Here is a 23,666-nt window from a genome sequence, read left to right on the forward strand (position 1 = left end):
TCTCGGCCCCACCCCCAGATCATCGAAGGAGACCCCCGGCCCATGGCCCCCAACGACCCCGTGCACATGCGAGGCCCCGTCCTCGTCCGTCGTGAGAAGGGTGGCGAACACACCACCACCGACCAGCGGCTGCTGGACAAGAACCAGGACACCGACTGGCTGCACACCGACCCGTGGCGGGTGCTGCGCATCCAGAGCGAGTTCGTCAACGGCTTCGGCGCGCTGGCCGAACTGTCGGACGCCGTCAGTGTGTTCGGTTCGGCCCGCACCCGGCCCGGGGACCCGGCGTACGAGCAGGCCGTGGAGTTGGGCCGTGCGCTGGTGGAGGCCGGCTACGCGGTGGTCACCGGTGGTGGCCCCGGGCAGATGGAGGCGGCGAACAAGGGGGCGTGGGAGGCGGATGGCGAGTCTGTCGGGCTCGGGATCGAGTTGCCCCACGAGCAGGGCCTGAACCGGTGGGTGGACCTGGGACTGCACTTCCGCTACTTCTTCATCCGCAAGACGATGTTCGTCAAGTACACGCAGGCCTTCGTGTGCACGCCGGGCGGGTTCGGCACCCTCGACGAGTTCTTCGAGGCCATCACCCTCGTCCAGACCGACAAGATCACCAGGTTCCCGATCGTGCTGCTCGGCGTGGACTTCTGGGCCCCGCTGACCGACTGGATCCGCGGCACGCTGGCGGAGGAGGGGATGATCTCCGCGTCCGACCCCGACCTGTTCCTGGTGACGGACTCCGTGGCGGAGACCGTGGAGTACATCCGCGAGGCCCACCACAGGGCGGCGCTGACGTCCGAGGAGCGGGAGGACCTGTACGGCGAGGAGCACCGCGGGGTCGAGCGGTGACGGCGCCGGTCGCCGGTCGCCGTGTCTGCGTCTACTGCGCCTCCTCCACGTACGACCCGGAGATGCTGGCCATCGCGACGCAGGTGGGGGAGGGCATCGCCAGACGCGGGTGGTCGCTCGTCTCGGGCGGCGGCAACGTCTCGATGATGGGTGCGCTCGCCGAGTCGGCCCGCGCGGGTGGCGCACGCACCGTCGGTGTGATCCCCGAGGGGCTGCGGGTCCGCGAGGTCGCCGACACCGCGGCCGACGAACTCGTCGTCGTCACGACCATGCGGGAACGCAAGCGGGAGATGGAGGAACGATCCGACGCGTTCCTCACCCTGCCCGGCGGGATCGGGACGATGGAGGAGATGTTCGAGATGTGGACCTCGGCGTCCCTGGGCTTCCACCACAAGCCGGTGGTGCTCTACGACCCGATCGGGTTCTACCGCCCCTTGCTGGACTGGGTCGGAGGGTTGGTGGAGGCCGGATTGGTCAAGGACGAGGCGATGGCGAGCCTGGTCGTGTGTGACGATCTCGAGGCCGCGCTCGACGCCTGTGGAGGTCGGGGATGACCGGTGCCGGTGCCGCTCCGGCGCCGGCGCCGGCGCCCACCCTGTGTGGCCGCCCGGTCCCGGTCGATCGCCCGCTGGTGATGGCGATCGTCAACCGTACGCCGGACTCCTTCTACGACCGTGGGGCCACGTTCACCGACACGGCGGCGATGGCGCGGGTCGACGAGGTGGTGGCGGCCGGCGCAGACATCCTCGACATCGGCGGCGTCAAGGCCGGGGCCGGTGACCTCGTCGACGCCGCGGAGGAGACCCGCAGGGTCGTGCCGTTCGTACAGGCCGTGCGTGACCGTCACCCGGACGTGGTGATCTCGATCGACACCTGGCGGGGCGAGGTCGCCCGGCGCGCGTTGGCGGCCGGGGCGGACCTGGTCAACGACACGTGGGCGGGGCACGATCCCGGCGTCCTGACCGCGGCGGGGGAGGCGCGCGCCGGGTTCGTCTGTTCGCACACGGGCGGCGCGGTGCCCCGGACGCGGCCGTTCCGCGTGGGGTATGCCGACGTCGTCCGCGACGTGGTCGACGAACTCTCGGCAGCTGCCGACCGCGCGCTGGCGGCCGGTGTCCCGCCGGACGGCATCCTCATCGACCCCACGCACGACTTCGGCAAGAACACCTTCCACGGCCTCGAGTTGTTGCGACGGATGGACGAGATCGTGGCGGTCGGGCACCCGGTCCTCATGGCGCTGAGCAACAAGGACTTCATCGGCGAGACCCTGGACGCGGGCGTGGACGACCGCGCGGAGGGCACCCTCGCGGCGACCTCGGTCGCGGCCTACCTCGGGGCGCGGGTCTTCCGCACCCACGACGTCCCGGGCACACTGCGCGCCCTCGAGATGGTGTCGTCGATCGTGGGGACGCGCCGACCTGCGCGAACCGTACGCGGCCTGGCGTGACTTGCCACACCGCCAGGGGCGGGCCGTGTGCCAGACTGGTCGCGGCGCTAGTCACTACAGGAGGGGAGCACGGGAATGCTCACCATCGTCGTCTACGTGGTCGTCACCCTGGTCGTCGCGGCGGGGCTGTTCGGGCTGTCGCTCGTGGTGTTCGGCCGTTCCGAGGTGTTGCCGCCCGTGGCCCGGGACCACACGGTCACCCACCTGCCGGACGGGGCCCTGGCCGGTGATGATCTCCGGTCGGTGCGATTCGGCATGTCGGCCCGTGGATACACCATGGCAGAGGTCGACTGGGCACTCGAGCAGGCGGCGGTGGAGATCGACCGGCTCCGGGCCCGGTCGGGCGAGGACGTCACCGTGGCCGGGGACGCCGCGGCGAACGGGGCGCAGAACGGGGTGGACGGTCGTCCCGCTACGGCGTCCGGACGCGGCCGGACGCGCTAGAATCGACATCATCCACTCAGCAGTACCGATCGTGGGCACGGGCGCTCGTACAGTGCGCCGCCCCGCGGACAAGGACGAAGGGAAACGACTCGATGGCGGCTATGAAGCCCAGGACCGGTGACGGACCGATGGAGGCGGCTAAGGAAGGCCGTGGGATCGTCATGCGCGTCCCTCTGGAGGGTGGCGGGCGTCTCGTCGTCGAGCTGACCCCCGATGAGGCCAAGTCGCTCAGCGAGGAGCTGTCGCAGGCCATCTCCTGATCTCGTCGCCCCACCGATGCCGGCGCATCCGACCCTCGTGGCGGGTGCGCCGACTCGTATCCCGGAAGGTCCTCGTCGATGTCCGCCGTCCCCGGCCGTCCCCTGCCCTCGGTCCGTGTCGTCTCCGGTCCCGCCCCCGATGCCGCGCTGGCGGTCGTCACCCGCGCTCCCGAGCCCGGTCGCGTGCCGCTGGGGCGCGCCGACGAGGCGCGGGTCTCCGTCCACGACGGGCGACCGGTGGTCGAGGTCGAGTTGGCCGACTCCGCGCCCCGTCCGGGCTGGTCGGGGGCGGCGGATCACGGTCTGGGGCACCGGCGGGTGGGCGCCGCGTTGGCCCGCCACCTACGGGACTCGCGGGCGGAGGGGCCGGTGACCGTGGCCGTGCCCGGGGCCCTACCGGCGGACCGGGTAGGCGATCTGGTCATCGGGTACCTCCTGGGTGCGCGGGGCCAGGACGTCTTCGCCGCGGACCCCGCACCGGTCGTTCCCGATCTGGTCGTGGAGGTGGCGGCCGGTCCGGGCAGTGGCGACGACGACGAGGTGATCGTCGCCCGCGCGGTGGCGGCGGCCGAGGAGGAAGCCCGGGCCACGGCGATGGCGCGCGATCTCGCCGGGGCCCCCTCCGATCTGAAGACACCCGAGTGGCTGGTGGCCCGGATGGCCGAGGCACTAGGTGAGGCGGGCATGCGGACCGAGGTCATCGAGGGAGAGGGGCTCGTCTCCGGCGGGTTCGGCGGCGTGCTCGCGGTGGGCGGGGGCTCGGCGGCCGGCCCGCGCGTCCTGGTGGCCCGCCGCCCCGGCCCGGGCCCGCGGGTGCTGCTGGTGGGCAAGGGCATCACCTTCGACACCGGGGGTATCTCGGTCAAGCCCGCCGACGGAATGCACCTCATGCGCACGGACATGGCGGGCTCGGCCGCGGTCGTGGCGGCGGCCGCGGCGTTCTGTTCGGACGGGTCGCCCGGGTACGCCGATGTCGACCTGACCGTGGTGGTGCCCTCCGCCGAGAACATGCTGTCCGGTTCCGCCTACCGCCCCGGTGACGTCGTCACGCACGTGGGCGGAACGACGTCCGAGGTCACGAACACGGACGCGGAGGGCCGGATGGTCCTCGCCGACGCGCTCGCCCACGGCATCGCCGAGTGCGACCCGGAGGTCGTCGTGGACGTGGCCACCCTCACGGGTGCGATGAAGGTCGCGCTGGGGATGCGTACAGGTGCGGTGATGGCGAACGACGACGACCTCGCGGACCGGGTCGCCGCGGCGGGGGCCGCGGCGGGGGAGCGATGGTGGCGGCTGCCGCTCCCCGACGATCTGCGCCCGGCGGTCCGCTCCGACATCGCCGACCGTCGGCAGGCACCCACGGGGCCGGGTGCCATCACCGCGGCGTTGTTCCTCGAGGGCTTCGTGGACGGTCGGCCGTGGGCGCACCTCGACATCGCCGGGCCGGCCCGCTCGTCCGAGGAGATCGACGAGGTCGGGCCGGTGGCCACGGGGTTCGCGACTCGCACCCTGCTGGTGTTGCTCCGTGACCTCGCGGACCGGCCCCGCCTGTGAGTTCCTCCCCGTCAGCACCTGCGGGCTCGGGGCGGGCCGCCCTCGACCGCGTCGTGCCGCTGTTGCGCTGTCCGGTCTGCGGACAGGGTATGGAGGCAGCGGACCGGGCGGTGGTGTGCGCTGCCGGGCATTCGTTCGACAGGGCCCGGCAGGGGCACCTCAGCCTCTTCGGTCCCCGCGGCCGGCGCTTCCCCGGCGACGGTGCGGATCAGGTCGCGGCGCGCGACCGGGTCCTCGGCTCGGGACTGTTCGACCCCCTCGTGGCGATCCTCGCCGGAGTCGCCCGCGAGGTGTTCGCGCCCGGGACCGGCGGCGTCCACGCGGGACCGGCCCGGCCGGTGGTGCTCGAGCCCGGCGCCGGGACCGGCTTCTACCTCGCCGGTGTCGTCGACGCGCTGGCCGCGGCCGGACGTCCGACGGGCGAGCTCGGGACGGATGAGGGCGGGCCGGACGAGTCCGGACCGGGCGGGCCCGGACCGGCCGTGCTGGGGGTCGGCACGGAGATCTCCACCGCGGCGGCGCGCCGACTCGCCAGGGTCCACGATGACGTCGCGGCCCTGGTCGCGGACACCTGGGACGGACTCCCGCTCGCGGACGACTGCGTCGACCTGGTGCAGGTGGTCTTCGCCCCGAGGAACCCGGCGGAGTTCGCCCGGGTGCTCCGGCCGGGTGGCACGTTGGTCGTCGCCGTTCCCGGGCCGGGCCATCTCGAGCCGCTGCGTTCGGCCGGCGGCATGCTGGAGCCGGCCCCGGACAAGTCGGACCGCCTGGACGCGGACCTCGCCGACCACTTCCGCCCCGGCGAGGTGCGTACCGTCGACGTGCTCACCGAGGTCCCCGCCCCGGTGGCCGTGGACCTGGCGCTCATGGGGCCGAGCGGCGTCCACCTCGACAGGTCCGGGCTCGAGGCCCGGTTGGGCCCGCAGGACCGCCCGGTCCGGATACACGTCGAGGTGCACACCTACCGGGCGCTGCCGGCCGGGAGGCCGCCTCCACGGCCAGGGGAGCCTCTACAGCAGTGAGGCGTACATCCGATGGGTCTGCTCCGCGATCGCCTGCCACGAGAACCGGGTACTGGCCCGCTCCTTGCCCGCCCGACCCATCCGGGCGGCCTTGCCTGGGTCCGCCACCAGGTCGTTGACGGCAGCCGCGAGCCCGGCCTCGAATGCGTCGGTCGCGGAGTCGTCGTAGTGGACGAGGGTGCCCGTCTCGCCGTCGACGACCACCTCGGGGATCCCACCGACATCGGACGCCACGACCGCCGTGTCGCACGCCATCGCCTCCAGGTTGACGATGCCCAGTGGCTCGTAGACCGACGGACAGGCGAAGACCGTCGCGGAGGAGAGGATCTCGATGACCTCCTCGCGGGGCAGCATGTCACGCAGCCAGAACACACCGTCGCGGGTGGACTGCAGCTCCGCCACCAGCGACTCCATCTCGGCAGCGATCTCGGGGGTGTCCGGGGCGCCGGCACACAGCACCAGCTGGGCGTCAGGGTGGAAGTCCCGGGCGGCGCGCACCAGGTGCGGCACGCCCTTCTGCCGGGTGATCCGGCCGACGAACGCCACGATCGGCCGGTCCGGGTCCACCCCGTTCCGACGCAGGACCGAACCCTCGCCGGCGAAGGTCTCGACGGGTGACCACACGGAGGTGTCGATGCCGTTGAGGATCACGTGGATGCGGTCCGGGTCGATCTCGGGGTAGACGCGCAGGATCTCGTCCTTCATCCGGGCGCTCACCGCGACCACCGCGTCGGCGCCCGCGAAGGCGGTGCGCTCCGACCACGACGAGACCCGGTATCCGCCGCCGAGCTGCTCGGCCTTCCACGGCCGGCTGGGCTCCAGCGAGTGCGCGGACACAACGTGCGGGATGCCGTAGAGCTGCCCCGCGAGGTGCCCGGCGAGCCCCGTGTACCAGGTGTGGGAGTGGACGAGGTCCGCGCTCTCGGCCGCGACGCTCATGCGCAACCCGGCGGAGAGAGTCTGGATCGCGGGGTTGGCGTCCGCGCCCAACTCGGGATCCGGTCGGAAAGCGCGGGCGGTGTCGCGGTCGGCCCCCATGCACAGCACGTCCACCTCGCACAGCGGCCGTAGGTTGGCCACCAGTTCGGTCACGTGCACTCCGGCACCGCCGTAGACCTCAGGCGGGTACTCCCTCGTCATCATCGCTACTCGCACACCGGCCAAGGTAGTCGCTCGGGCCCCCGCCCGAGGCGTGCCCGGCGAACACCGCCCGACCGCGGGGTTACGGTTCGGTACTGGGCGGGGGCAAACCCCACGATGACCGGTCCGGGTGAGGGCGGAGTCGATACGGTGGGGGCGTGAGGAATCAGCCGCACGTCCTAGCAATCGTCCTCGCCGGTGGCGAGGGCAAGCGACTCTTCCCGCTGACGGCGGACCGGGCCAAACCCGCGGTGCCGTTCGGGGGGTCCTACCGTCTCATCGACTTCGTGCTCAGCAACCTCGTCAACGCGGGGTTCATGCAGATCTGCGTCCTCACCCAGTACAAGTCCCACTCGCTGGACCGCCACATCGCCCAGGTGTGGCATATGCGCGGGATGGGCGGCGAGTACGTCGCACCGGTCCCCGCCCAGCAACGTCTGGGCCCCCGCTGGTACACCGGGTCGGCCGACGCGATCCTGCAGTCGCTCAACCTGGTCTACGACGAGAAGCCGGACCACATCGTCGTGTTCGGCGCGGACCACGTGTACCGGATGGACCCCAGGCAGATGCTGGACCACCACATCTCCACCGGCGCCGCCGTGACCGTCGCGGGGATCCGTGTCCCGCGCAGCGAGGCGTTCGCGTTCGGCTGCATCGACGCCGGCGACGACGACCTGATCCGCGGCTGGGTCGAGAAGCCCTCCGACCCCCCGGGCACGCCGGATGATCCGGACGCGACCTTCGCCTCCATGGGCAACTACATCTTCACCACCGACGCCCTCATCGAGGCGCTCAAGGCGGACGCGGAGAAGCCCGACTCCACCCACGACATGGGCGGCGACATCATCCCGGCCCTCGTCGAGCAGGAGCGGGCCTACGTCTACGACTTCGCCCTGAACAACGTCCCCGGCGAGACCGAGCGTGATGCCGGGTACTGGCGCGACGTGGGCACCATCGACGCGTTCTACGACGCGCACATGGACCTGGTGTCGGTGCACCCCGTGTTCAACCTCTACAACTCCCTGTGGCCCATCCGGACCCAGCAGGACAACCTGCCGCCGGCGAAGTTCGTCAACGGCGGCATGTCCCAGGAGTCCATGGTCGGCTCGGGGACGATCGTCTCCGCCGCCACCGTGCGCAACTCGGTGTTGTCGAACAACGTCATCGTCGAGGACGGGGCGGTCGTCGAGGGCAGTGTCCTCATGCCGGGCGTCCGCATCGGTCGCGGGGCCGTGGTCCGCAAGGCGATCGTCGACAAGAACTGCCACATCGGCGACGGGGACCTGATCGGTGTGGATCACGAACGCGATCGCAGCCGGTTCCCGGTCAGCGCGGGCGGCGTGGTGAGCGTCGCCAAGAACACCACCACCTCACTGCAGGGCTGACAGTGATGATGTGTGTAGTGGTTCTTCGGGCGGGTCTGACTCACGGGCTGACCGTCGCGGTGGCTGACTAGAAGCGGATTTGTCGGCCCGCTCGGGGGATCGCTACGCACGCGACCGGACGGGCGTTTGTGACCTCATAGGAGCTTGGTTCAGAAGCCCCGCCACTGTCTTGTCCGCCCGCCTGGCCGGCGCGTGCTGCCCCACCGGGATCAACGAGAAAGGCAGCAGTGACCATGATGTCCGATCAGCACGTGCATGTCATCGCCGGAGTGGATACGCATGGCCAGACCCATCACGCGGCGGTGATCGACTCCCTCGGGCGGCATCTGGCCGACCGAGAGTTCCCGGCCACGGGTTCCGGGTACCGGCAGCTACTTTCATGGCTCGGCGGCCACGGCACCGTGCAGGCCGTTGGGGTCGAGGGCACCGGAGCCTACGGCGCCGAGCTGTCTCGGGTGCTGGCCCGGGCCGGACTACCGGTGGTCGAAGTCGACCGACCCGACCGCAAGACCCGGCGGATGAAGGGCAAGTCCGACCCGATAGACGCCTATGCCGCTGCTACCGCGGTCGCCTCCGGGCGTGCCACTGGCGTGCCGAAGACCCGCGACGGGATCGTGGAGGCCGTCCGGGCCTTGCGTGTGCCTCGGCGCTCCGCGGTCAAGGCCCGCACCCAAGCGATCAACCAGGCCAGGCAGCTGGTGATCACCGCTCCGGAGGAATTGCGAGCCCAGTTGCGTGGCCTGCCCGCCCGCGAGCTGGCCGTAGTCTGCGCCCGGTTCCGTCCCAGCGACCTCGCTAGTCCCCTCGGCGCGACCAAGGCGGCACTACGCATTCTGAGCCGCCGGATCCTGGCACTGAGTGAGGAGATCGCCGACCTCGACGTCGAGCTAAAAGCCCTGACCGCGCAGACGGCTCCGACCCTGATGAACCGCATGGGCGTGGGACCTGACGTCGCCGGGCAGCTTCTGGCCACCGCGGGCGACAACCCAGACAGGCTGCGCTCCGAAGCGGCGTTCGCGCACCTGTGCGGCGTGGCCCCGATCCCTGCCTCTTCAGGACGACGAGACCGACACCGACTCAACCGCGGTGGCGACCGGGCCGCGAACCACGCCCTGCATACCATCGCACTGAGCCGCATGCGATGGGACGAACGCACCCGCTCATACGTTGACCGACGAACCGCGCAAGGCCTGTCCAAGAAAGACATCATGCGCTGCCTCAAACGCCACATCGCGCGCGAGATCTACCATGCCCTGATCAACGACCTACAGGCTCGCGACCCCGCCACCAAAGCACCGACCACCGCCGACCTCGCCAAAGCCGCTTGACATCCATAGGAGCATCCTCGCGCCCCGGGGGGCGAACCCTCGGGAGGGGAGGACCGCTCAGAGGGTGACCACGGTCAGGCCGGTCCCCACGGGGAGCACCGTGACGTGCGCGCGCTCGGGGAGCTCCGCGTCCTCGGGCAGCGGGGCGTGCTCGCCCATCAGGACCAGCGCGCCGCCGGCGCGCAACAGCTGGTGGGATCGGGAGATCACGCGCGGCACCGAATGTGCCGGGACGTCCGCGACCACGAGGTCGTAGGCGCCGTCCGCGAGTTTGTCGGCCACCTCGAGCGGCCGGGCGGCGATGTAGCGGGCGGAGGAGGCGGGATGGCCCGCGCCGCGGACGGCCGATCGCGCCGCCTCGAGGTGATGCGGGTCGTCGGTGATGCAGGTGACCACGGTTCCGGAGCCGGGCGCGGCCGCCGCGAGGATCGCCAGAGCGGGGACTCCCGGCGCGGGGGTGATGCACACGGCGGCGCGGGTGCCGTTCAAGCGGGCCACCAGGCGGATCGCGTCCGCGGTCAGGGCGTCCGGCGAGGCGGCCCCGAGTTCCTCGGCCTCGGCCCGTGCGGAGGCGTAGAGCGAGTCGTCGACGAGGGCGGCGCTGCGTTGCGCCATCCCGTCGAGACCGGAACGATCGGTGGCGGGGACATCAGAGGAATCGGACACCTGAGCAGCGTATCCCCGACCGGGGAGGCAGCGGTGACCAACGCGCGGTGATCGGATCGGTATCAGACTCTCAGGGCTGTCTCAGTACGTGTATACCGTGAGGACAGCCCCGTAGGGGAGGGTGGGCACACGTCGCGCCACGAGGGCGCGGCCACCACCGCGCGGGCTCCCACAGGCCCGGGCCGGAAGGCGGCGGCAGCGCATGTACTCACGAACCGTGCACGGGACGGCGATCGCACCGGTCGCCCTCGACGAGGCGGCCGGGACCGCTCGTTTCGACGCCACCGGCGAGGCTACGGACATGCCGTCCTGGTCCGAGCTCGTCGCGCAGCACGGTGACCGTGTCTACCGCCTGGCGTACCGCCTCTGCGGGAACGCCCACGACGCCGAGGACATCACCCAGGAGGCGTTCATCAGGGTGTTCCGCTCGCTGGACCGCTACAAGCCGGGGACCTTCGAGGGCTGGATGCACCGCATCGTCACCAACCTGTTCCTCGATTCGGCACGCCGGCGCGGGCGCATCCGCTTCGAGGCGCTGCCCGAGGACGCCGAAAGGGTGCCCGGTCGAGAACGCAGCCCGGAGCAGGTGATCTCGGAGGAGACGTTCGACCCCGTCCTGCAGACCGCGCTGGCCAACCTGTCTCCGGAGTTCCGCGCCGCCGTGGTCCTCAGTGACATCGAGGACCTCAGCTACGAGGAGGTCGGACGCATCCTGGGCGTGAAGATGGGCACCGTCAGGAGCCGGATCCACCGCGGACGGGCCGCGTTGCGTGCGGAACTCGAGGCGGCCGGGGTCACCGGCGCCCACCAGCGCATCGACTGATCCCTCCGGCGATCGGCACAACCCGCGTCCGTACCGGGAACAGCAGGTGGCGGCGCGGGAACCCTGCGGGTACGCCGGACGTTGACCCCTCGACGGGGACTCGGACGAGCCCACGAGATGACCGGAGAAGGGGAGGGGCGTGGACAGACACCTCCACGAACGCGGACCCGGCCCCGAGTTCACGCTGTCGTTCGACTCGGCGCGGAAAGTGGTCGACAGGACCGGCCCGCCCCGCGCCAGGGAGAGCTTCCTGTCCACCGACCACCTCTCCACGGAAGCCGCGGCAGCCTATGTCGACGGTCGGCTACCGCCCTCGGGGCAGTCCCGGGCCGACGCCCACCTGGCCCGGTGTCCGCACTGTCGTCGGGAGGTCGAGGTCCAGCGTGAGGCACGCCGCGCACTGCGCGGATCCGGCCCCATCCAGATGCCCCGCGAACTCCTCGAACGGCTGCGGTCACTCGAGGACGCACCCGATCCGGCCACGCGGACGGGCCCCGATCCGGTGGCCGGGTCCGAGGAGACCCACGGTTGGTCGAGACTGCTTCGCCGGCTGTGGCGACGCGGCAACTAGGGTGGGCCGGGTGGAGGACGACACAGGCGCGGCCGGGCCCGCGGCGCGGGACGGGGAACCGGACCGCCCGCTTCGTGAACCCGCCCCGATCGATCGGCCGGCCGTGGGCGAGGACGATGTCGCACGGTTCGCCCGACCAGACGGGGTCACCGGTGGATTCGACCCGTCCCGAGTCGGTGCCGCCGCGCACCCCGGCCCGCTCCTCGGCAGCGACGCCGATCCGGTCCTCGAGCAGGCCTTCGCCCCGGCCCCGGGAGCCGCTCGGGGTATAGAGCGGCATCCGGCGTGGCAGGACGAGTCCGAGGTTCCACCGCCGCCCGCTCCGGACCCGTGGCGCGACCCCGACGCTCCGGTCGGGTACGGCGCACCCGCGGTGCCCGCCACTGCCGACCATGAGCCGGTCGACCTGTCGGGCGCGGCCGCGGCCCCCGCTGCCAGGCTCTCGCTGTCCGAGGCACTGTTCGAACGTCGGCTGAGCAGTCAGGCCGTGGCCGGCGCGACCGCGGCCGTCGCCGTCGTCGCCCTCGTCGCGGGCGCCATCGGCGCCGTCGTGGCGGACTCCGCGCGCGTCCTCACCACGTCCACCGTCCGGATCGCCGACGCCCCGGAGAACGTCGTCCGATCCGACAACCCGGTCGGTGAGGTCGCTCAGCGCGTCCAACCCGCCGTAGTCAACATCTCGGTGTCCACGGCGTCGGCCCAGGGGGAGGGCTCCGGCATCGTCATCGACCCACAGGGCTACATCGTGACGAACAACCACGTCGTCACCATGGACGGCGCCGCCGACCGCGCGGACATCGACGTCATCTTCCCCGACGGCTCCAGGGCCTCGGCCGAGATGGTGGGGCGCGACCCCGCCACCGACCTCGCGGTCCTCAAGGTCGACGACGTCCAGAACCTCACCGTCGCCACCCTGGGCGATTCGGACGACGTCCAGGTGGGGGAGCAGGTCATCGCCATCGGCTCGCCCCTCGGACTCGCCCGGACCGTCACCGAGGGCATCGTCTCGGCGACCCGGCGCCCGATCGCCCTCGGGGAGGCCACCTCGGACGGCGACGTGGTGATCGACGCGATCCAGACGGACGCCGCCATCAACCCCGGTAACTCCGGGGGACCGCTCATCGACGGGACCGGAGCGGTCATCGGTATCAACACCTCCATCTTCACCCAGTCCGGGGGTTCCATCGGTCTCGGCTTCGCCATCCCGGTCAACGACGTCCGCGAGATTGCGACGTCGCTCATGACCGACGGGGCGGTCCGCCACGCCACGATCGGCGTCAACGCCCGCAAGGCGGACAACGGGTCGGTGGAGGGCGCCGAGATCGTCAACGTGCGTGAGGGCTCGCCCGCCGAGGAGGGCGGACTCCGGGAAGGGGACGTCGTGACCAGGGTCGGTGACCGGCAGGTGCGTTCCTCCGATGAACTGGTGGTGGCCGTCCGTCGCGCCGGGGCGGACGTCGACGTCCCGGTCCAGGTCATCCGCGGTGGAACGCGGGTCGAACTGACCGTGCGCCCCGCGCTGGGCTGACAGTGATGATGTGTGTAGTGGTTCTTCGGGCGGGTCTGACTCACGGGCTGACCGTCGCGGTGGCTGACTAGAAGCGGATTTGTCGGCCCGCTCGGGGGATCGCTACGCACGCGACCGGACGGGCGTTTGTGACCTCATAGGAGCTTGGTTCAGAAGCCCCGCCACTGTCTTGTCCGCCCGCCTGGCCGGCGCGTGCTGCCCCACCGGGATCAACGAGAAAGGCAGCAGTGACCATGATGTCCGATCAGCACGTGCATGTCATCGCCGGAGTGGATACGCATGGCCAGACCCATCACGCGGCGGTGATCGACTCCCTCGGGCGGCATCTGGCCGACCGAGAGTTCCCGGCCACGGGTTCCGGGTACCGGCAGCTACTTTCATGGCTCGGCGGCCACGGCACCGTGCAGGCCGTTGGGGTCGAGGGCACCGGAGCCTACGGCGCCGAGCTGTCTCGGGTGCTGGCCCGGGCCGGACTACCGGTGGTCGAAGTCGACCGACCCGACCGCAAGACCCGGCGGATGAAGGGCAAGTCCGACCCGATAGACGCCTATGCCGCTGCTACCGCGGTCGCCTCCGGGCGTGCCACTGGCGTGCCGAAGACCCGCGACGGGATCGTGGAGGCCGTCCGGGCCTTGCGTGTGCCTCGGCGCTCCGCGGTCAAGGCCCGCACCCAAGCGATCAACCAGGCCAGGCAGCTGGTGATCACCGCTCCGGAGGAATTGCGAGCCCAGTTGCGTGGCCTGCCCGCCCGCGAGCTGGCCGTAGTCTGCGCCCGGTTCCGTCCCAGCGACCTCGCTAGTCCCCTCGGCGCGACCAAGGCGGCACTACGCATTCTGAGCCGCCGGATCCTGGCACTGAGTGAGGAGATCGCCGACCTCGACGTCGAGCTAAAAGCCCTGACCGCGCAGACGGCTCCGACCCTGATGAACCGCATGGGCGTGGGACCTGACGTCGCCGGGCAGCTTCTGGCCACCGCGGGCGACAACCCAGACAGGCTGCGCTCCGAAGCGGCGTTCGCGCACCTGTGCGGCGTGGCCCCGATCCCTGCCTCTTCAGGACGACGAGACCGACACCGACTCAACCGCGGTGGCGACCGGGCCGCGAACCACGCCCTGCATACCATCGCACTGAGCCGCATGCGATGGGACGAACGCACCCGCTCATACGTTGACCGACGAACCGCGCAAGGCCTGTCCAAGAAAGACATCATGCGCTGCCTCAAACGCCACATCGCGCGCGAGATCTACCATGCCCTGATCAACGACCTACAGGCTCGCGACCCCGCCACCAAAGCACCGACCACCGCCGACCTCGCCAAAGCCGCTTGACATCCATAGGAGCATCCGGGGGCACCGGACAACTCGGGTTCCCACCGGTGAGCCCGGCGACGTATCCTGGCTGCGATGTTCACAAACGTGGGGTGGTCCGAGCTCCTGGTGCTCGGCGTGGTGGCGTTGGTGGTCCTGGGGCCCGAGCGCCTACCCGAGGCCGCCCGTTGGCTGGCCTCGGCGATCCGCAAGGTCCGTGAGTTCGCCAGCAACGCCCAGCAGCAGCTCCGGGATGACTACGGGACCGAGTTCGAGGAGTTCCGGGAGCCCCTCAAGCAGCTCAACGACCTGCGTGGGCTGAGTCCGCGCGCGATGGTCACCAAGCATCTCCTTGACGGTGACGACTCTCTGTTCTCCGGGGACTTCGGAGCCGCTGCGCCGGCGGGCGCTCCCGCGGTCGCCGGCGGGGCGGGTTCCGCGGGAACGGCCTCCGCCGACCCCCGCCGGTCGACGGCGCCGCGGACCGCCGGCACCGCACCCGTCCAGGACACCCCGGCGCCGCCGCCCCCGTCATCGGGACCCGTGTGGGACAGCGACGCCACCTGACCTGCCCTCACGACCGGTCCGGCGCGCGTCCGGCCCGACCCGCGGCGGACAGACGGCACGAACGGCCGGGGGCTGAGCCCCCGGCCGTCGCCGTCCGTCAGAGGTGCCGGGTGGTGTCGATCCCGAGGTTCATCCCCGCCAGGCCCCGGGGGCGCACGGCCAGACCGTCCGCGATCTCGCGGTATGCGCGCCCGGACGGCGAATCCGGCTCGGCGAGGACGATGGGCGTGCCCTCGTCCCCGTGCTCGCGCACGGCCTGCTCCAGGGGGACCTGACCGAGCAACGTGACGGGTGCACCGACCGAGCGGGACAGATTGGCCGCCACCTCGGCACCGCCGCCGGTGCCGAAGACATCCATCCTGGTGCCGTCGGGCAGCTCGAGCCATGACATGTTCTCGATGACACCCGCGATGCGCTGACGGGTCTGCAGCGCGATCGATCCGGCCCGCTCGGCCACCTCTGCGGCAGCCTGCTGGGGCGTGGTGACCACGAGGATCTCCGCGGAGGGGATGAGCTGCGCGATCGAGATCGCCACATCGCCCGTGCCGGGGGGCAGGTCCATCAGCAGGACGTCGAGATCACCCCAGTAGACGTCCGCGAGGAACTGCTGCAACGCCCGGTGGAGCATGGGCCCGCGCCACACAACCGGGGTGTTGCCCTTCGTGAACTGTGCGATCGAGATGACCTTCACGTCGTGCGCGACGGGCGGCAGGATCATCTGCTCCACCTGGGTCGGTCGCGCGTCGGTCCCCAGCATCCGAGGGATCGAGTGGCCGTAGATGTCGGCGTCCAGTACACCCACGGAGAGCCCCCGCGAGGCGAGGGCCGTGGCGAGGTTGACCGTCGCGGTGGACTTGCCGACCCCTCCCTTGCCCGAGGCGACCGCGTAGACGCGGGTCAGGTTGCCGGGCTGGGCGAACGGGATGACGGGCTCCGCGGCATCCCCGCGCAGGTGCTTGCGCAGTTCGGTGCGCTGCTCGTCGCTCATCACGTCGAGCTCGACAGCGATCTCGCCGACGCCCGGGACGTCGGCCACCGCCGTGCGGACACGGTCGGTGATGGTGTCCCGCATCGGACAGGTGGCGACGGTCAGGTAGATGCCGATGTCGACCCGGCCCGTGGCGGGGTCCACCTCGACACCCTTGACCATGCCGAGCTCCGTGAGCGGCTTCCGGATCTCCGGGTCGTCGACCTTCGCCAGGGCGGCCCGGATCAGTTCTTCGCTGGGTGCACTCATGATGCCCCGAGTCTAGGCGTCACGGCACCGGGTGACGATTCAGGCAGGCGGCGACGGCACGCAGAACGGAGGTATGCAGGGCAACTCGATCACGGGCAAACCCGGTAGCGCCGGAGCCGGGGGCGCCACCGCCGGAGGCGCCGGGCGTTCGGGCGACGGCGTCGGAGTCGGCGTCGCCGACGGCGAAGGAGAGGCGCTGGGCGCGGGCGGGGCCGGAGTCGTCGGGGGCTCGACCTCCGTGCAACCGGGCACCGGGGCCTCGGGCTCACCCGGAGCAACGGGCTCGGGTGCCTCGGTGGGCTCGCCCTCCCACCCCTCGGGGCATCGCTCGGGCGGCTCCGGGGGTTCGATGGTGGGTTCGGGCTGGTGGATCTCCGGCAGGTCCGACGGCAGCGGGACGGCGTTGACCGCATAGCCGTGGGCCCAGGCGTTCACGTTGGCGACATAGGCCAGCGAGTTGTTGTAGGCCAGGACCGCCCGGGTGCGGGCGGCGGGATCGGCCATCGATCCCCCCTGCCCACACAGCAGGGACGCCGCCGACAGCGCGCCGTCGTAGATGTTGTTCGGATCGGCCACCCCGTCGTCGTTGGCGTCGCGACCGAGACCGGCCCAGGTCGAGGGGATGAACTGCACGGGGCCCACCGCGCGGTCGAACTCCGCATCGCCGTCGAACCGGCCCCCGTCCGTGTCGGTGATGACGGCGGTTCCCGGAAGGCTCCCATCGAGGCGGGGGCCCAGGATGCGGCCGATGGTGTTGCCGTGGACGTCGAACCGACCACGTCCCTGGTTGGACTCGACCTGGCCGATACCGGCCAGGAGAGTCCAGTCCATCTCGCAGGCGGGCTTCTCCGCATCGAGGCGGTCCGCGGCGCGGTGATAGGCGTCGAGGGCGATGCCGGGGATGCCCAGCGGCCCGTCCGGGATGGTCGCCGGCTCGATGTGGGCGGCGCCGGGGTCCTCCGGTGCGGCCGGTTCCTCCTCCGGGGACGGCTCTGTGGTGCGGGAGGTGGCGGGAGCCTCGGTCACCGTCGGCGTGCTGGGCGCGTACTCGGCCAGCGGAGTGATGTCCGGCGGCGCGGGGCGACTGGTGTCCATGTTCAGTCCCACGGCCGACAGCACAGCGATCGCGCTGGCGGTAACGGCGGCACTGGTCAGAACCCGGCGATCGGCGTTGTGCGCAAAACGGCGCAAGACTTCCCCCTACGACTTCCCGGTCGGCCCAGCGAACGTGCTGCGCCCCACGACGTTCCGTCCCGGCCGAGGCTACCCCCGGCCCTTGACGTCTGAATCGGTTTTGTTGTGATCGGCGTTACACGTCCCGGGTTCGAGGCCGGAGAGGAGGGTCTCGATCCGCTCGACGGAATCACGGAGGTCGTCGAGCTCCCGCCGGAGGTAGTCGCGGGTGACCGTCTCACCGACGGAGAGCCGGACCGAGGCGAGTTCCCGGGCGAGGAACTCGGTGTCCGCCTTGGTCTGCGTGGCGCGGAGGCGATCCTCCCTGACGGACTCCTTGTCGCGGTCCTCCTGCCGGTTCTGTGCGAGCAGGATCAGCGGAGCGGCGTAGGCGGCCTGCGTCGAGAACGCGAGGTTGAGCAGGATGAAGGGATACGGGTCGAAGCGCAGGGCGACCACCGCGACGTTGATGATGATCCAGACGATCACGATGATCGTCTGGATCAGCAGATATGTGCCGGTCCCGAAGAACCGCGCGACGGACTCGCTGTAGCGGCCGACCGCGTCTGCGTCGAAGCTGATCCTCGGTCTGCGCGAGGTCACCGGCATCGAGAGCGAGGACCGCACGGTGGGCTCGCTCATCGGGTCGCCTCCCTGTCGTCGTGCAGGTCCATGTCCCGCCAGTCGTCCGGGAGGACATGGTCTAGCAGATCGTCGACCGCCACCGCGCCGAGCAGGTGTCCCTCGTCGTCGACCACCGGCCCGCACACGAGATTGTAGGTGGCGAAGAACCTGGTCACGGCGTCCGTCGAGTCGGACGGGCGCAGCGTGGACAGGCTGGTGTCGACGGTCTCGGCCACCATCATCGACGGCAGCTCCCGCAACAGCGCCTGGATGTGGACGCATCCGAGGTACTTGCCCGTCGGTGTCGCGGTGGGGGGCCTCACGACGAAGACGAGGCTGGCCAGGGCCGGGCTGAGGTCGGGGTTGCGGCAGTGGGCGAGGGCCTCGGCCACCGTCGTCTGCGGAGACAGGATGATCGGCTCGGGGGTCATGAGCCCGCCCGCGGTGTCCGCGTCGAACGTGAGCAGACGCCGGACGGGAGCCGAGTCCTCGGGGTTCATGCGTTCCAAGAATGACTCGGCGTCCTGCTCCGGCAACTCGCCGAGCAGATCGGCCACGTCGTCGGGGTCCATCGCCTCGAGCACGTCCGCCGCGCGCTCCAGCTCGAGCCGGGTGACGATCTCGGTCTGCTCGTCGTGGGGCAGCTCCTGCAGGATGTCGGCCAATCGCTCGTCGTCCAGTGTCCGGGCGACCTCCAGCCGACGGACCTCCGGCAGTTCCCGCAGGGCGTTCGCGACGTCGGCCGGGCGCATGTCGGCATAGTGCTCGACCAGGCTCTCGGCACTGTGTTCCGGGGTGCCGATCGCGTCGTCGTCGAGTCCCCGGATCCGGCTCCACGGATGGATCGACACCTCGCCGCGGCGGCCGAGCGAGGCGCGCCCGCGTCGTGCGCGTACGGCGAGTCGGGAGACGAGCCAGTCCCTCGAGCGCTGACGCTCGATCTCCACGTCGACCACCTGGTAACGGATGTCCTTCTGGTCACCGCCCGACTTCTCCGAACCGACCTGGTCCCGCTCGACTCCGATCACGGAGTCCACCAACGCCCCGAGCACCAGGTTCTCCCCGGGTCGGGACTGGAACCGGTGCAGATTGATGGTGCCCGAGACCAGGGAGACGGACCGGGGGTCGATCGAGGCGACCCTGAGCATCGGCACGAAGATCCTGCGACGCGTGGGTAGTTCGACCACGAGTCCGATCACCCGGGGGGGCTTGTGCCGAGACCGCATCGTCACCACGACGTCCCGGATCCGTCCGATGTCGTCCCCGTCAGGGCCGATCACCGGTAGTCCGGCTAGCCTGGCGACGAAGGCCTTGTTGAGGTTCGCCATGTCGACCAGGCTAGTCACCCACGGGCGGCGCCCGCCCGCCATACCGGACGTAAGGGAGTGCCACTCACGATGACCGCAGCCCCCCACGCGACACCCGCGCCATCGGAGGACGCCGCCACGGCGCTCGCCGAACTCCGTGCCCGTCCCCGGCGCACGGTACTGGCCGTGCCCGGCAGCAGTGTCAAGATGATCGACAAGGCCAGGGGACTGCCGGTGGACGAGGTCTTCCTGGATCTCGAGGACGCGGTGGCGGGTCCCGCCAAGGAGGAGGCCCGCCAGAACGTGGTGGCCGCCCTGAACGGCGGGGACTTCGCCGCACCCACGGTGGTGGTGCGCGTCAACGCGTGGGACACCGAGTACACGGTGCGGGACGTCACCGAGATAGTCGGTCGCGCGGGTGCCCGCGTCGACGCACTGTTGCTGCCGAAGGCGCGCTCCGCGGCGGAGGTCGTGGCCCTCGACCTGGTGCTGACCCAGGTCGAGAAGGCGGCGGGCCTACCGGTCGGGCACATCGGCATCGAACCCCAGATCGAGGACGCCCTGGGGCTGACCAACATCGATCAGATCGCGACGGCCAGTCCGCGTGTCCTGACGCTGGTGTTCGGTCCGGCCGATTTCATGGCCTCCGTCGGGATGCGCACCCTCACGGTCGGGGAGCAACCCCAGGGTTACGCCCCGGGTGACGCCTACCACCACGTACTCATGACCATCCTCGTCGCCGCCCGCGCCCACGGCCTCCAGGCGATCGACGGGCCCTTCCTCAAGGTGCGGGACGTGGAGGGGTTCCGCCGTGCGGCCGCCCGCACCGCAGCACTCGGCTTCGACGGCAAGTGGGTGTTGCACCCGGCCCAGGTCGACGCGGGCAACGAGGTGTTCAGCCCCCGCCAGGAGGAGTTCGACCAGGCCGAGGCCATCCTCGCCGCCTACGCGCGGTCGACGTCCGTCGAGGGAGGTGCTCGCGGTGCGGTGATGTTCGGCGACGAGATGCTCGACGAGGCCAGTCGTAAGATGGCGCTGGTCGTGTCCGCGCGGGGTCGTGCGGGCGGGATGACCGTGACGGATCAGGCCGACGTAGGAACGGACCCGGAAGGACGGACATCATGAGCTCTCCCGTGAATCCGGCAGGCGGTAGGACCCGGGCTGGTCAGACCCCGGGCCTGCCCACGCCGCCGACCGGTTGGGTGGTCGGGTCGTACCCCACCTACGCGCAGGCCCAGGCCGCGGTCGATCATCTCGCGGACGAGGAGTTCCCCGTCCACGAGGTCACGATCGTGGGAGTGGACCTGATGCAGGTCGAGCGGGTGACCGGCCGGCTCACATGGCCCAAGGTCCTGCTCGGTGGCCTGGCCACCGGCGCCTGGCTCGGGCTGTTCATCGGCCTGTTGCTCGGCATCTTCACGCAGCCCATGTGGGGAGTCGTCCTGACGGGCCTGGTGGGCGGGTCGGTGTTCGGGGTCGTCTCGGCCTCGCTGTCCTACGCGGCCACCCGCGGCAAGCGTGACTTCGCGTCCACCTCGCAGCTCGTCGCGGGACGGTACGACGTCCTGTGCGAGCCCGCCAACGCGGAACGGGTGCGCGACGAGCTCGCCCGCCTCGGGCTGAAGTAGTGCTGCCCGGCGGTCCGACGAGCTCCTCGGACGTGCTCTCCGCGGTGCGGGCGCATCTGATCGAGCACCACGGCCCGGAGCCCCAGGAGGCGTCGGTGACATTCCTCGGCGCGTCACCGATCAGGATCCTGCGGTTCGTGGACATCGAGTCCGGCGTGGTGCGGTATGTCTCGCTGGGGTGCTCAGCCGAACCGATGGGGGACCCCTCGGCCCTCGTTCCCGACCCCACCGCGCCGCGGGCGGAGCTGAGTCTGATCCTGCGTGGCGGGGTGGACGGTCTGGTCCGCGCGCTGGCGGTGCTCGCGGCCGCACCCGCGGTGGAGGGCCTCGTCCTGTCGGAGGGAGCACTGATCGACCTGGGCGAGCCGCTCTGGCCGGGCGCGTCGTTCACGGGGGTCGTCCTGCGGGCTCCGGAGATCCCGGACGTGCCGTTGCCCGGTGACGCCGCGCCGGTCACCGTGTTCCGGGCCGTTCCGGTCACCCACACGGAGGCGGCGTGGGTACGGATGAAGGGCGCGGCGGAACTGGAGGAGGCGTGGGCGGAGGCCGGCATCGATGTCACCGATCCCGGGCGCTCGGCGGTCAACCCCGGGCTGAACCGCTGATCACAACCAGCGGTTCCGGCGAAACAGCAGGAAGAGCCCGGCGCACATCGCCACCATGATCCCCAGCACCACGAAGTACCCGTATCGCGCCTCGAGCTCCGGCATGTGGCGGAAATTCATGCCGTAGACGCCCGCGATCATCGTCGGTACGGCCGCGATGGCGACCCAGGCGGAGATCTTGCGCATGTCGGTGTTCTGTTGGACCCCGACTATCGCCGCCGCCGCGCTGACGAGCGAGGTGCTCTGCTCGTCCAGGGTCGCGACCACCGCTGCCGCCTGTGCGTGGTGGTCCTGGACGTCGCGGAAGTAGTGGCGGGCCTCGGCAGGGACGAGGTCGAGATGATCGACCGACAGGCGTCGCAGGGGCGTGGTCAACGGCCCGATGACGTGTTTGAGTTCGAGTAGCTCCCGCTTGAGGACGTAGATCTGTTCGATGTCCACCCGGGTGCGCGGTGTGAAGAGCGCCGACTCGAGTTCGTCGATGTCCGCGGCCATCCCCTCGGCGGCCTCGATGTAGCTGTCGACGACACGGTCCGCCACGGCGTGCATCACCGCCGCCGGCCCGATCGCGAACCGTTCCGGCGAGTACCCGGGCGCGCCGACGAGGTCGGTGGGGGTGATCTGGTCCCCGTGACGGACGGTCACCACGAAGTCCCGGCCCAGGACCACCATCAGCTCGCCGGTGGACACGATGTCGCTGACCTGCGTGACCGTCTCGTGGGCCAGGTACCGCACGGTCGACATGTTGAGCACGAGAGCGTCGTCGTAGGCCTCCAACTTGGGACGCTGCCGGCCACTGGTCGCGTCCTCGGTGATGAGCTCGTGCAGCCCCAGGTCCCGGGACAGCGCTTCCATCTGGTCGTGCCCCGGGGCGTCGAGGCTGACCCAGACGAAGCCTCGACCGCTGTCGCGCACGCGGCGGATCGCCTCCCGGTGCGGGACCCGGCCGCGTTCACCGACACCGTTGATGTAGACGACGCAGTCCACGGTCGCGTGGTGCGCCGACCCGGCCGGGCCTCGTGGCGTGGCATCTGCTCGGGTTGTCGACGGCCGTCGTGGTGGGATCGCGGGCACCCGGTCCCCTTTCCTCGTCTCGCCTGACAATATCCGCCGTGCGGGCCCTCGGAGTGACGACCGGCTGGCGTGGCTGGGAGACTGTCCCTCGAGGTGATCCGCGCCGACCGGCGCGGCCGGGGTGAGGAAGGGCGTGGTCGGATGCTGCGGACGGGGGATCGGGCGGGGCGGTGCGCGATGGTGCTCGCGGGGGTCGGCGCGATGGCACTGTCCGGCTGCCAGGCGCAGTCCTCGATCGTTCCCGCGCACCGGGACGATCCGGTGGTGGTCGTCGAGACCGCATCCTTCGGCGAGGTCGAGATCGTCGGTCATATCTACGGCAACGCCCTGGTGCGGTCGGGGTCGCGGGTGACCGCCCGCCCGCAGGCCGGGACCCAGGACGAGGTCGTGGAGTCCGTGGTGACCGGGGAGGCGACGTTCACGATCGGGTTCACCGGTGAGTTGCTCCGGACCTTCGACGAGAACTCCACCGAGGTCGAGGCCGATGAGGTGTACACCGCCATGATGGCCGCCCTCCCGGAGGGCGTGACCGCGGCGGATCCTGCGCCCGCCGAGGACGCCCCCGTGTACGCGGTCACCCGGCACACCTCGGAATCGCGAGACCTGCGGACGATGTCCGACCTGGCCGGGAGGTGCGGTGACTTCACCCTCGGCGCACGCGAGGAGGCGCTCGCGGACCGGGAGCTCGCCACATCCGTCGGTACCACCTACGACTGCGGTTTCGGCCGTCGCGTGGCGTTGGGGCCCAACCCCCGCGCGGTGTTCGACGCCCTGCGGGAAGGGGAGATCGGGGTGGGTCTGGTCCAGTCGGCCGACCCCGTCCTCCATCCGGAGGACATCGTCGCGTTGGACGACGACGAGGACGCCGTCCTCGCCCAGCACCTCGTGCCCGTGTTCCGCAAGGGCTCGCTCTCGGAGGATCAGCTCGCCCTGGTGAACCGGATCAGCGGGGAGCTGACCACCGAGGACGTCCGCGAGCTCCTGCTGGGGGTCGAATTCGGTTCCGCGACCCCCGTCGCGTTGGCGAACTACTGGTTGGACGAGCACGGTTACTGACCTCCGCGAGGGGTGGAACACGAGGAAGGGCCCGACCTGGTGGTCGGGCCCTTCCTCCTACGCGGTCACTCGAGGTC

General features: G+C 70.9%; 25 protein-coding genes. 18 read left to right on the plus strand and 7 right to left on the minus strand.

The window, feature by feature from the left end; translation table 11 throughout:
* The first annotated feature begins 42 nt into the window (after nt 1–42).
* From CK206_RS00860 to CK206_RS00890, 7 genes are all read left to right on the plus strand, one after another.
* Nucleotides 43–843: a TIGR00730 family Rossman fold protein gene (locus tag CK206_RS00860; RefSeq protein WP_067718445.1), complete on the plus strand. Its 801-nt coding sequence runs from the start codon at nt 43–45 to the stop codon at nt 841–843.
* Nucleotides 840–1,397 carry a TIGR00730 family Rossman fold protein gene (locus CK206_RS00865; protein ID WP_067718442.1) on the plus strand — a complete coding sequence of 186 codons (558 nt, stop codon included), beginning with the start codon at nt 840–842 and terminating at the stop codon, nt 1,395–1,397. Before CK206_RS00860 ends, CK206_RS00865 begins: the two co-directional genes overlap by 4 nt.
* A complete protein-coding gene (gene folP, locus CK206_RS00870) occupies nt 1,394–2,290 on the plus strand; it encodes a dihydropteroate synthase (RefSeq protein ID WP_096905229.1) in 897 nt (298 codons plus the stop codon). The genes CK206_RS00865 and folP overlap by 4 nt, the downstream gene beginning before the upstream one ends.
* Before the next feature lie 75 nt (nt 2,291–2,365).
* Complete coding sequence (locus tag CK206_RS00875) at nt 2,366–2,734, plus strand: DivIVA domain-containing protein (protein WP_096905230.1); 369 nt, start codon at nt 2,366–2,368, stop codon at nt 2,732–2,734.
* A 92-nt stretch (nt 2,735–2,826) separates the two neighbouring features.
* On the plus strand, nt 2,827–2,994 hold the full coding sequence (locus CK206_RS00880; RefSeq protein ID WP_067718434.1) for a DUF3117 domain-containing protein: 168 nt from the start codon (nt 2,827–2,829) through the stop codon (nt 2,992–2,994).
* A gap of 78 nt (nt 2,995–3,072) precedes the next feature.
* Complete coding sequence (locus CK206_RS00885; protein WP_096905231.1) at nt 3,073–4,548, plus strand: M17 family metallopeptidase; 1,476 nt, start codon at nt 3,073–3,075, stop codon at nt 4,546–4,548.
* 53 nt (nt 4,549–4,601) lie between these two features.
* Nucleotides 4,602–5,570: a putative RNA methyltransferase gene (locus CK206_RS00890; RefSeq protein WP_371607052.1), complete on the plus strand. Its 969-nt coding sequence runs from the start codon at nt 4,602–4,604 to the stop codon at nt 5,568–5,570.
* On the opposite strand, the gene glgA is transcribed toward CK206_RS00890, so the two are convergent.
* Entirely contained in the window at nt 5,559–6,725 is a 1,167-nt protein-coding gene (gene glgA / locus CK206_RS00895; protein ID WP_216824112.1) for a glycogen synthase, read from the minus strand. The two genes, CK206_RS00890 and glgA, sit on opposite strands and share 12 nt — an antisense overlap.
* Nucleotides 6,726–6,868: 143 nt before the next feature.
* Between glgA and glgC the strand changes: the two genes are divergently transcribed.
* A complete protein-coding gene (gene glgC / locus CK206_RS00900; RefSeq protein ID WP_067718424.1) occupies nt 6,869–8,095 on the plus strand; it encodes a glucose-1-phosphate adenylyltransferase in 1,227 nt (408 codons plus the stop codon).
* A gap of 236 nt (nt 8,096–8,331) precedes the next feature.
* Nucleotides 8,332–9,423, plus strand: coding sequence for an IS110 family transposase (locus tag CK206_RS00905; RefSeq protein WP_216824158.1), 1,092 nt, complete (start codon nt 8,332–8,334; stop codon nt 9,421–9,423).
* Nucleotides 9,424–9,480: 57 nt separating this feature from the next.
* On the opposite strand, the gene CK206_RS00910 is transcribed toward CK206_RS00905, so the two are convergent.
* Nucleotides 9,481–10,089, minus strand: coding sequence for a hypothetical protein (locus CK206_RS00910; RefSeq protein ID WP_096905235.1), 609 nt, complete (start codon nt 10,087–10,089; stop codon nt 9,481–9,483).
* 202 nt (nt 10,090–10,291) lie between these two features.
* Between CK206_RS00910 and sigE the strand changes: the two genes are divergently transcribed.
* The 5 genes from sigE to tatB all read left to right on the plus strand — a co-directional run bounded on the left by sigE (nt 10,292) and on the right by tatB (nt 14,885).
* Complete coding sequence (gene sigE / locus CK206_RS00915; protein ID WP_069388940.1) at nt 10,292–10,912, plus strand: RNA polymerase sigma factor SigE; 621 nt, start codon at nt 10,292–10,294, stop codon at nt 10,910–10,912.
* Nucleotides 10,913–11,051: 139 nt separating this feature from the next.
* Nucleotides 11,052–11,483, plus strand: coding sequence for an anti-sigma factor (locus CK206_RS00920; RefSeq protein ID WP_067718415.1), 432 nt, complete (start codon nt 11,052–11,054; stop codon nt 11,481–11,483).
* A gap of 10 nt (nt 11,484–11,493) precedes the next feature.
* Entirely contained in the window at nt 11,494–13,011 is a 1,518-nt protein-coding gene (locus CK206_RS00925; RefSeq protein ID WP_096907202.1) for a S1C family serine protease, read from the plus strand.
* A gap of 236 nt (nt 13,012–13,247) precedes the next feature.
* The gene (locus CK206_RS00930) at nt 13,248–14,339 is read left to right on the plus strand and encodes an IS110 family transposase (protein WP_216824158.1); all 1,092 of its coding nucleotides are present in this window, start codon (nt 13,248–13,250) and stop codon (nt 14,337–14,339) included.
* Between the two features lie 75 nt (nt 14,340–14,414).
* Entirely contained in the window at nt 14,415–14,885 is a 471-nt protein-coding gene (gene tatB, locus CK206_RS00935) for a Sec-independent protein translocase protein TatB (RefSeq protein WP_096905236.1), read from the plus strand.
* Between the two features lie 97 nt (nt 14,886–14,982).
* Here the strand turns inward: tatB and CK206_RS00940 are convergent, their stop codons facing one another.
* From CK206_RS00940 to CK206_RS00955, 4 genes are all read right to left on the minus strand, one after another.
* Nucleotides 14,983–16,122, minus strand: a complete 1,140-nt coding sequence (locus tag CK206_RS00940; protein WP_067718407.1) for an Mrp/NBP35 family ATP-binding protein — start codon at nt 16,120–16,122, stop codon at nt 14,983–14,985.
* Nucleotides 16,123–16,161: 39 nt separating this feature from the next.
* Nucleotides 16,162–17,217 carry a lytic transglycosylase domain-containing protein gene (locus CK206_RS00945; RefSeq protein WP_254050434.1) on the minus strand — a complete coding sequence of 352 codons (1,056 nt, stop codon included), beginning with the start codon at nt 17,215–17,217 and terminating at the stop codon, nt 16,162–16,164.
* Nucleotides 17,218–17,385: 168 nt separating this feature from the next.
* Entirely contained in the window at nt 17,386–17,937 is a 552-nt protein-coding gene (locus CK206_RS00950) for a DUF1003 domain-containing protein (RefSeq protein WP_067718401.1), read from the minus strand.
* Complete coding sequence (locus CK206_RS00955) at nt 17,934–19,247, minus strand: magnesium transporter MgtE N-terminal domain-containing protein (protein ID WP_067718399.1); 1,314 nt, start codon at nt 19,245–19,247, stop codon at nt 17,934–17,936. The genes CK206_RS00950 and CK206_RS00955 overlap by 4 nt, the downstream gene beginning before the upstream one ends.
* 69 nt (nt 19,248–19,316) lie before the next feature.
* On the opposite strand from CK206_RS00955, the gene CK206_RS00960 reads away from it, so the two are divergent.
* The 3 genes from CK206_RS00960 to CK206_RS00970 are packed head-to-tail and all read left to right on the plus strand — an operon-like array spanning nt 19,317 to nt 21,459.
* On the plus strand, nt 19,317–20,351 hold the full coding sequence (locus CK206_RS00960) for a CoA ester lyase (RefSeq protein WP_096907203.1): 1,035 nt from the start codon (nt 19,317–19,319) through the stop codon (nt 20,349–20,351).
* Nucleotides 20,348–20,854, plus strand: coding sequence for a general stress protein (locus CK206_RS00965; protein WP_173674746.1), 507 nt, complete (start codon nt 20,348–20,350; stop codon nt 20,852–20,854). The genes CK206_RS00960 and CK206_RS00965 overlap by 4 nt, the downstream gene beginning before the upstream one ends.
* Before the next feature lie 32 nt (nt 20,855–20,886).
* Nucleotides 20,887–21,459 (plus strand): suppressor of fused domain protein, encoded by a 573-nt coding sequence (locus tag CK206_RS00970; protein ID WP_096907204.1) that lies wholly within the window; start codon nt 20,887–20,889, stop codon nt 21,457–21,459.
* Here CK206_RS00970 and CK206_RS00975 read toward each other — a convergent pair whose 3' ends face one another.
* Nucleotides 21,460–22,533 (minus strand): magnesium and cobalt transport protein CorA, encoded by a 1,074-nt coding sequence (locus CK206_RS00975; protein WP_371606811.1) that lies wholly within the window; start codon nt 22,531–22,533, stop codon nt 21,460–21,462. It abuts the gene before it with no gap.
* A gap of 69 nt (nt 22,534–22,602) precedes the next feature.
* Between CK206_RS00975 and CK206_RS00980 the strand changes: the two genes are divergently transcribed.
* A complete protein-coding gene (locus CK206_RS00980; RefSeq protein WP_235027824.1) occupies nt 22,603–23,589 on the plus strand; it encodes a glycine betaine ABC transporter substrate-binding protein in 987 nt (328 codons plus the stop codon).
* Nucleotides 23,590–23,666: the final 77 nt, after the last annotated feature.

The organism is Dietzia sp. WMMA184 (genome assembly GCF_002441635.1).
Classification (GTDB): Bacteria; Actinomycetota; Actinomycetes; order Mycobacteriales; family Mycobacteriaceae; genus Dietzia; species Dietzia kunjamensis.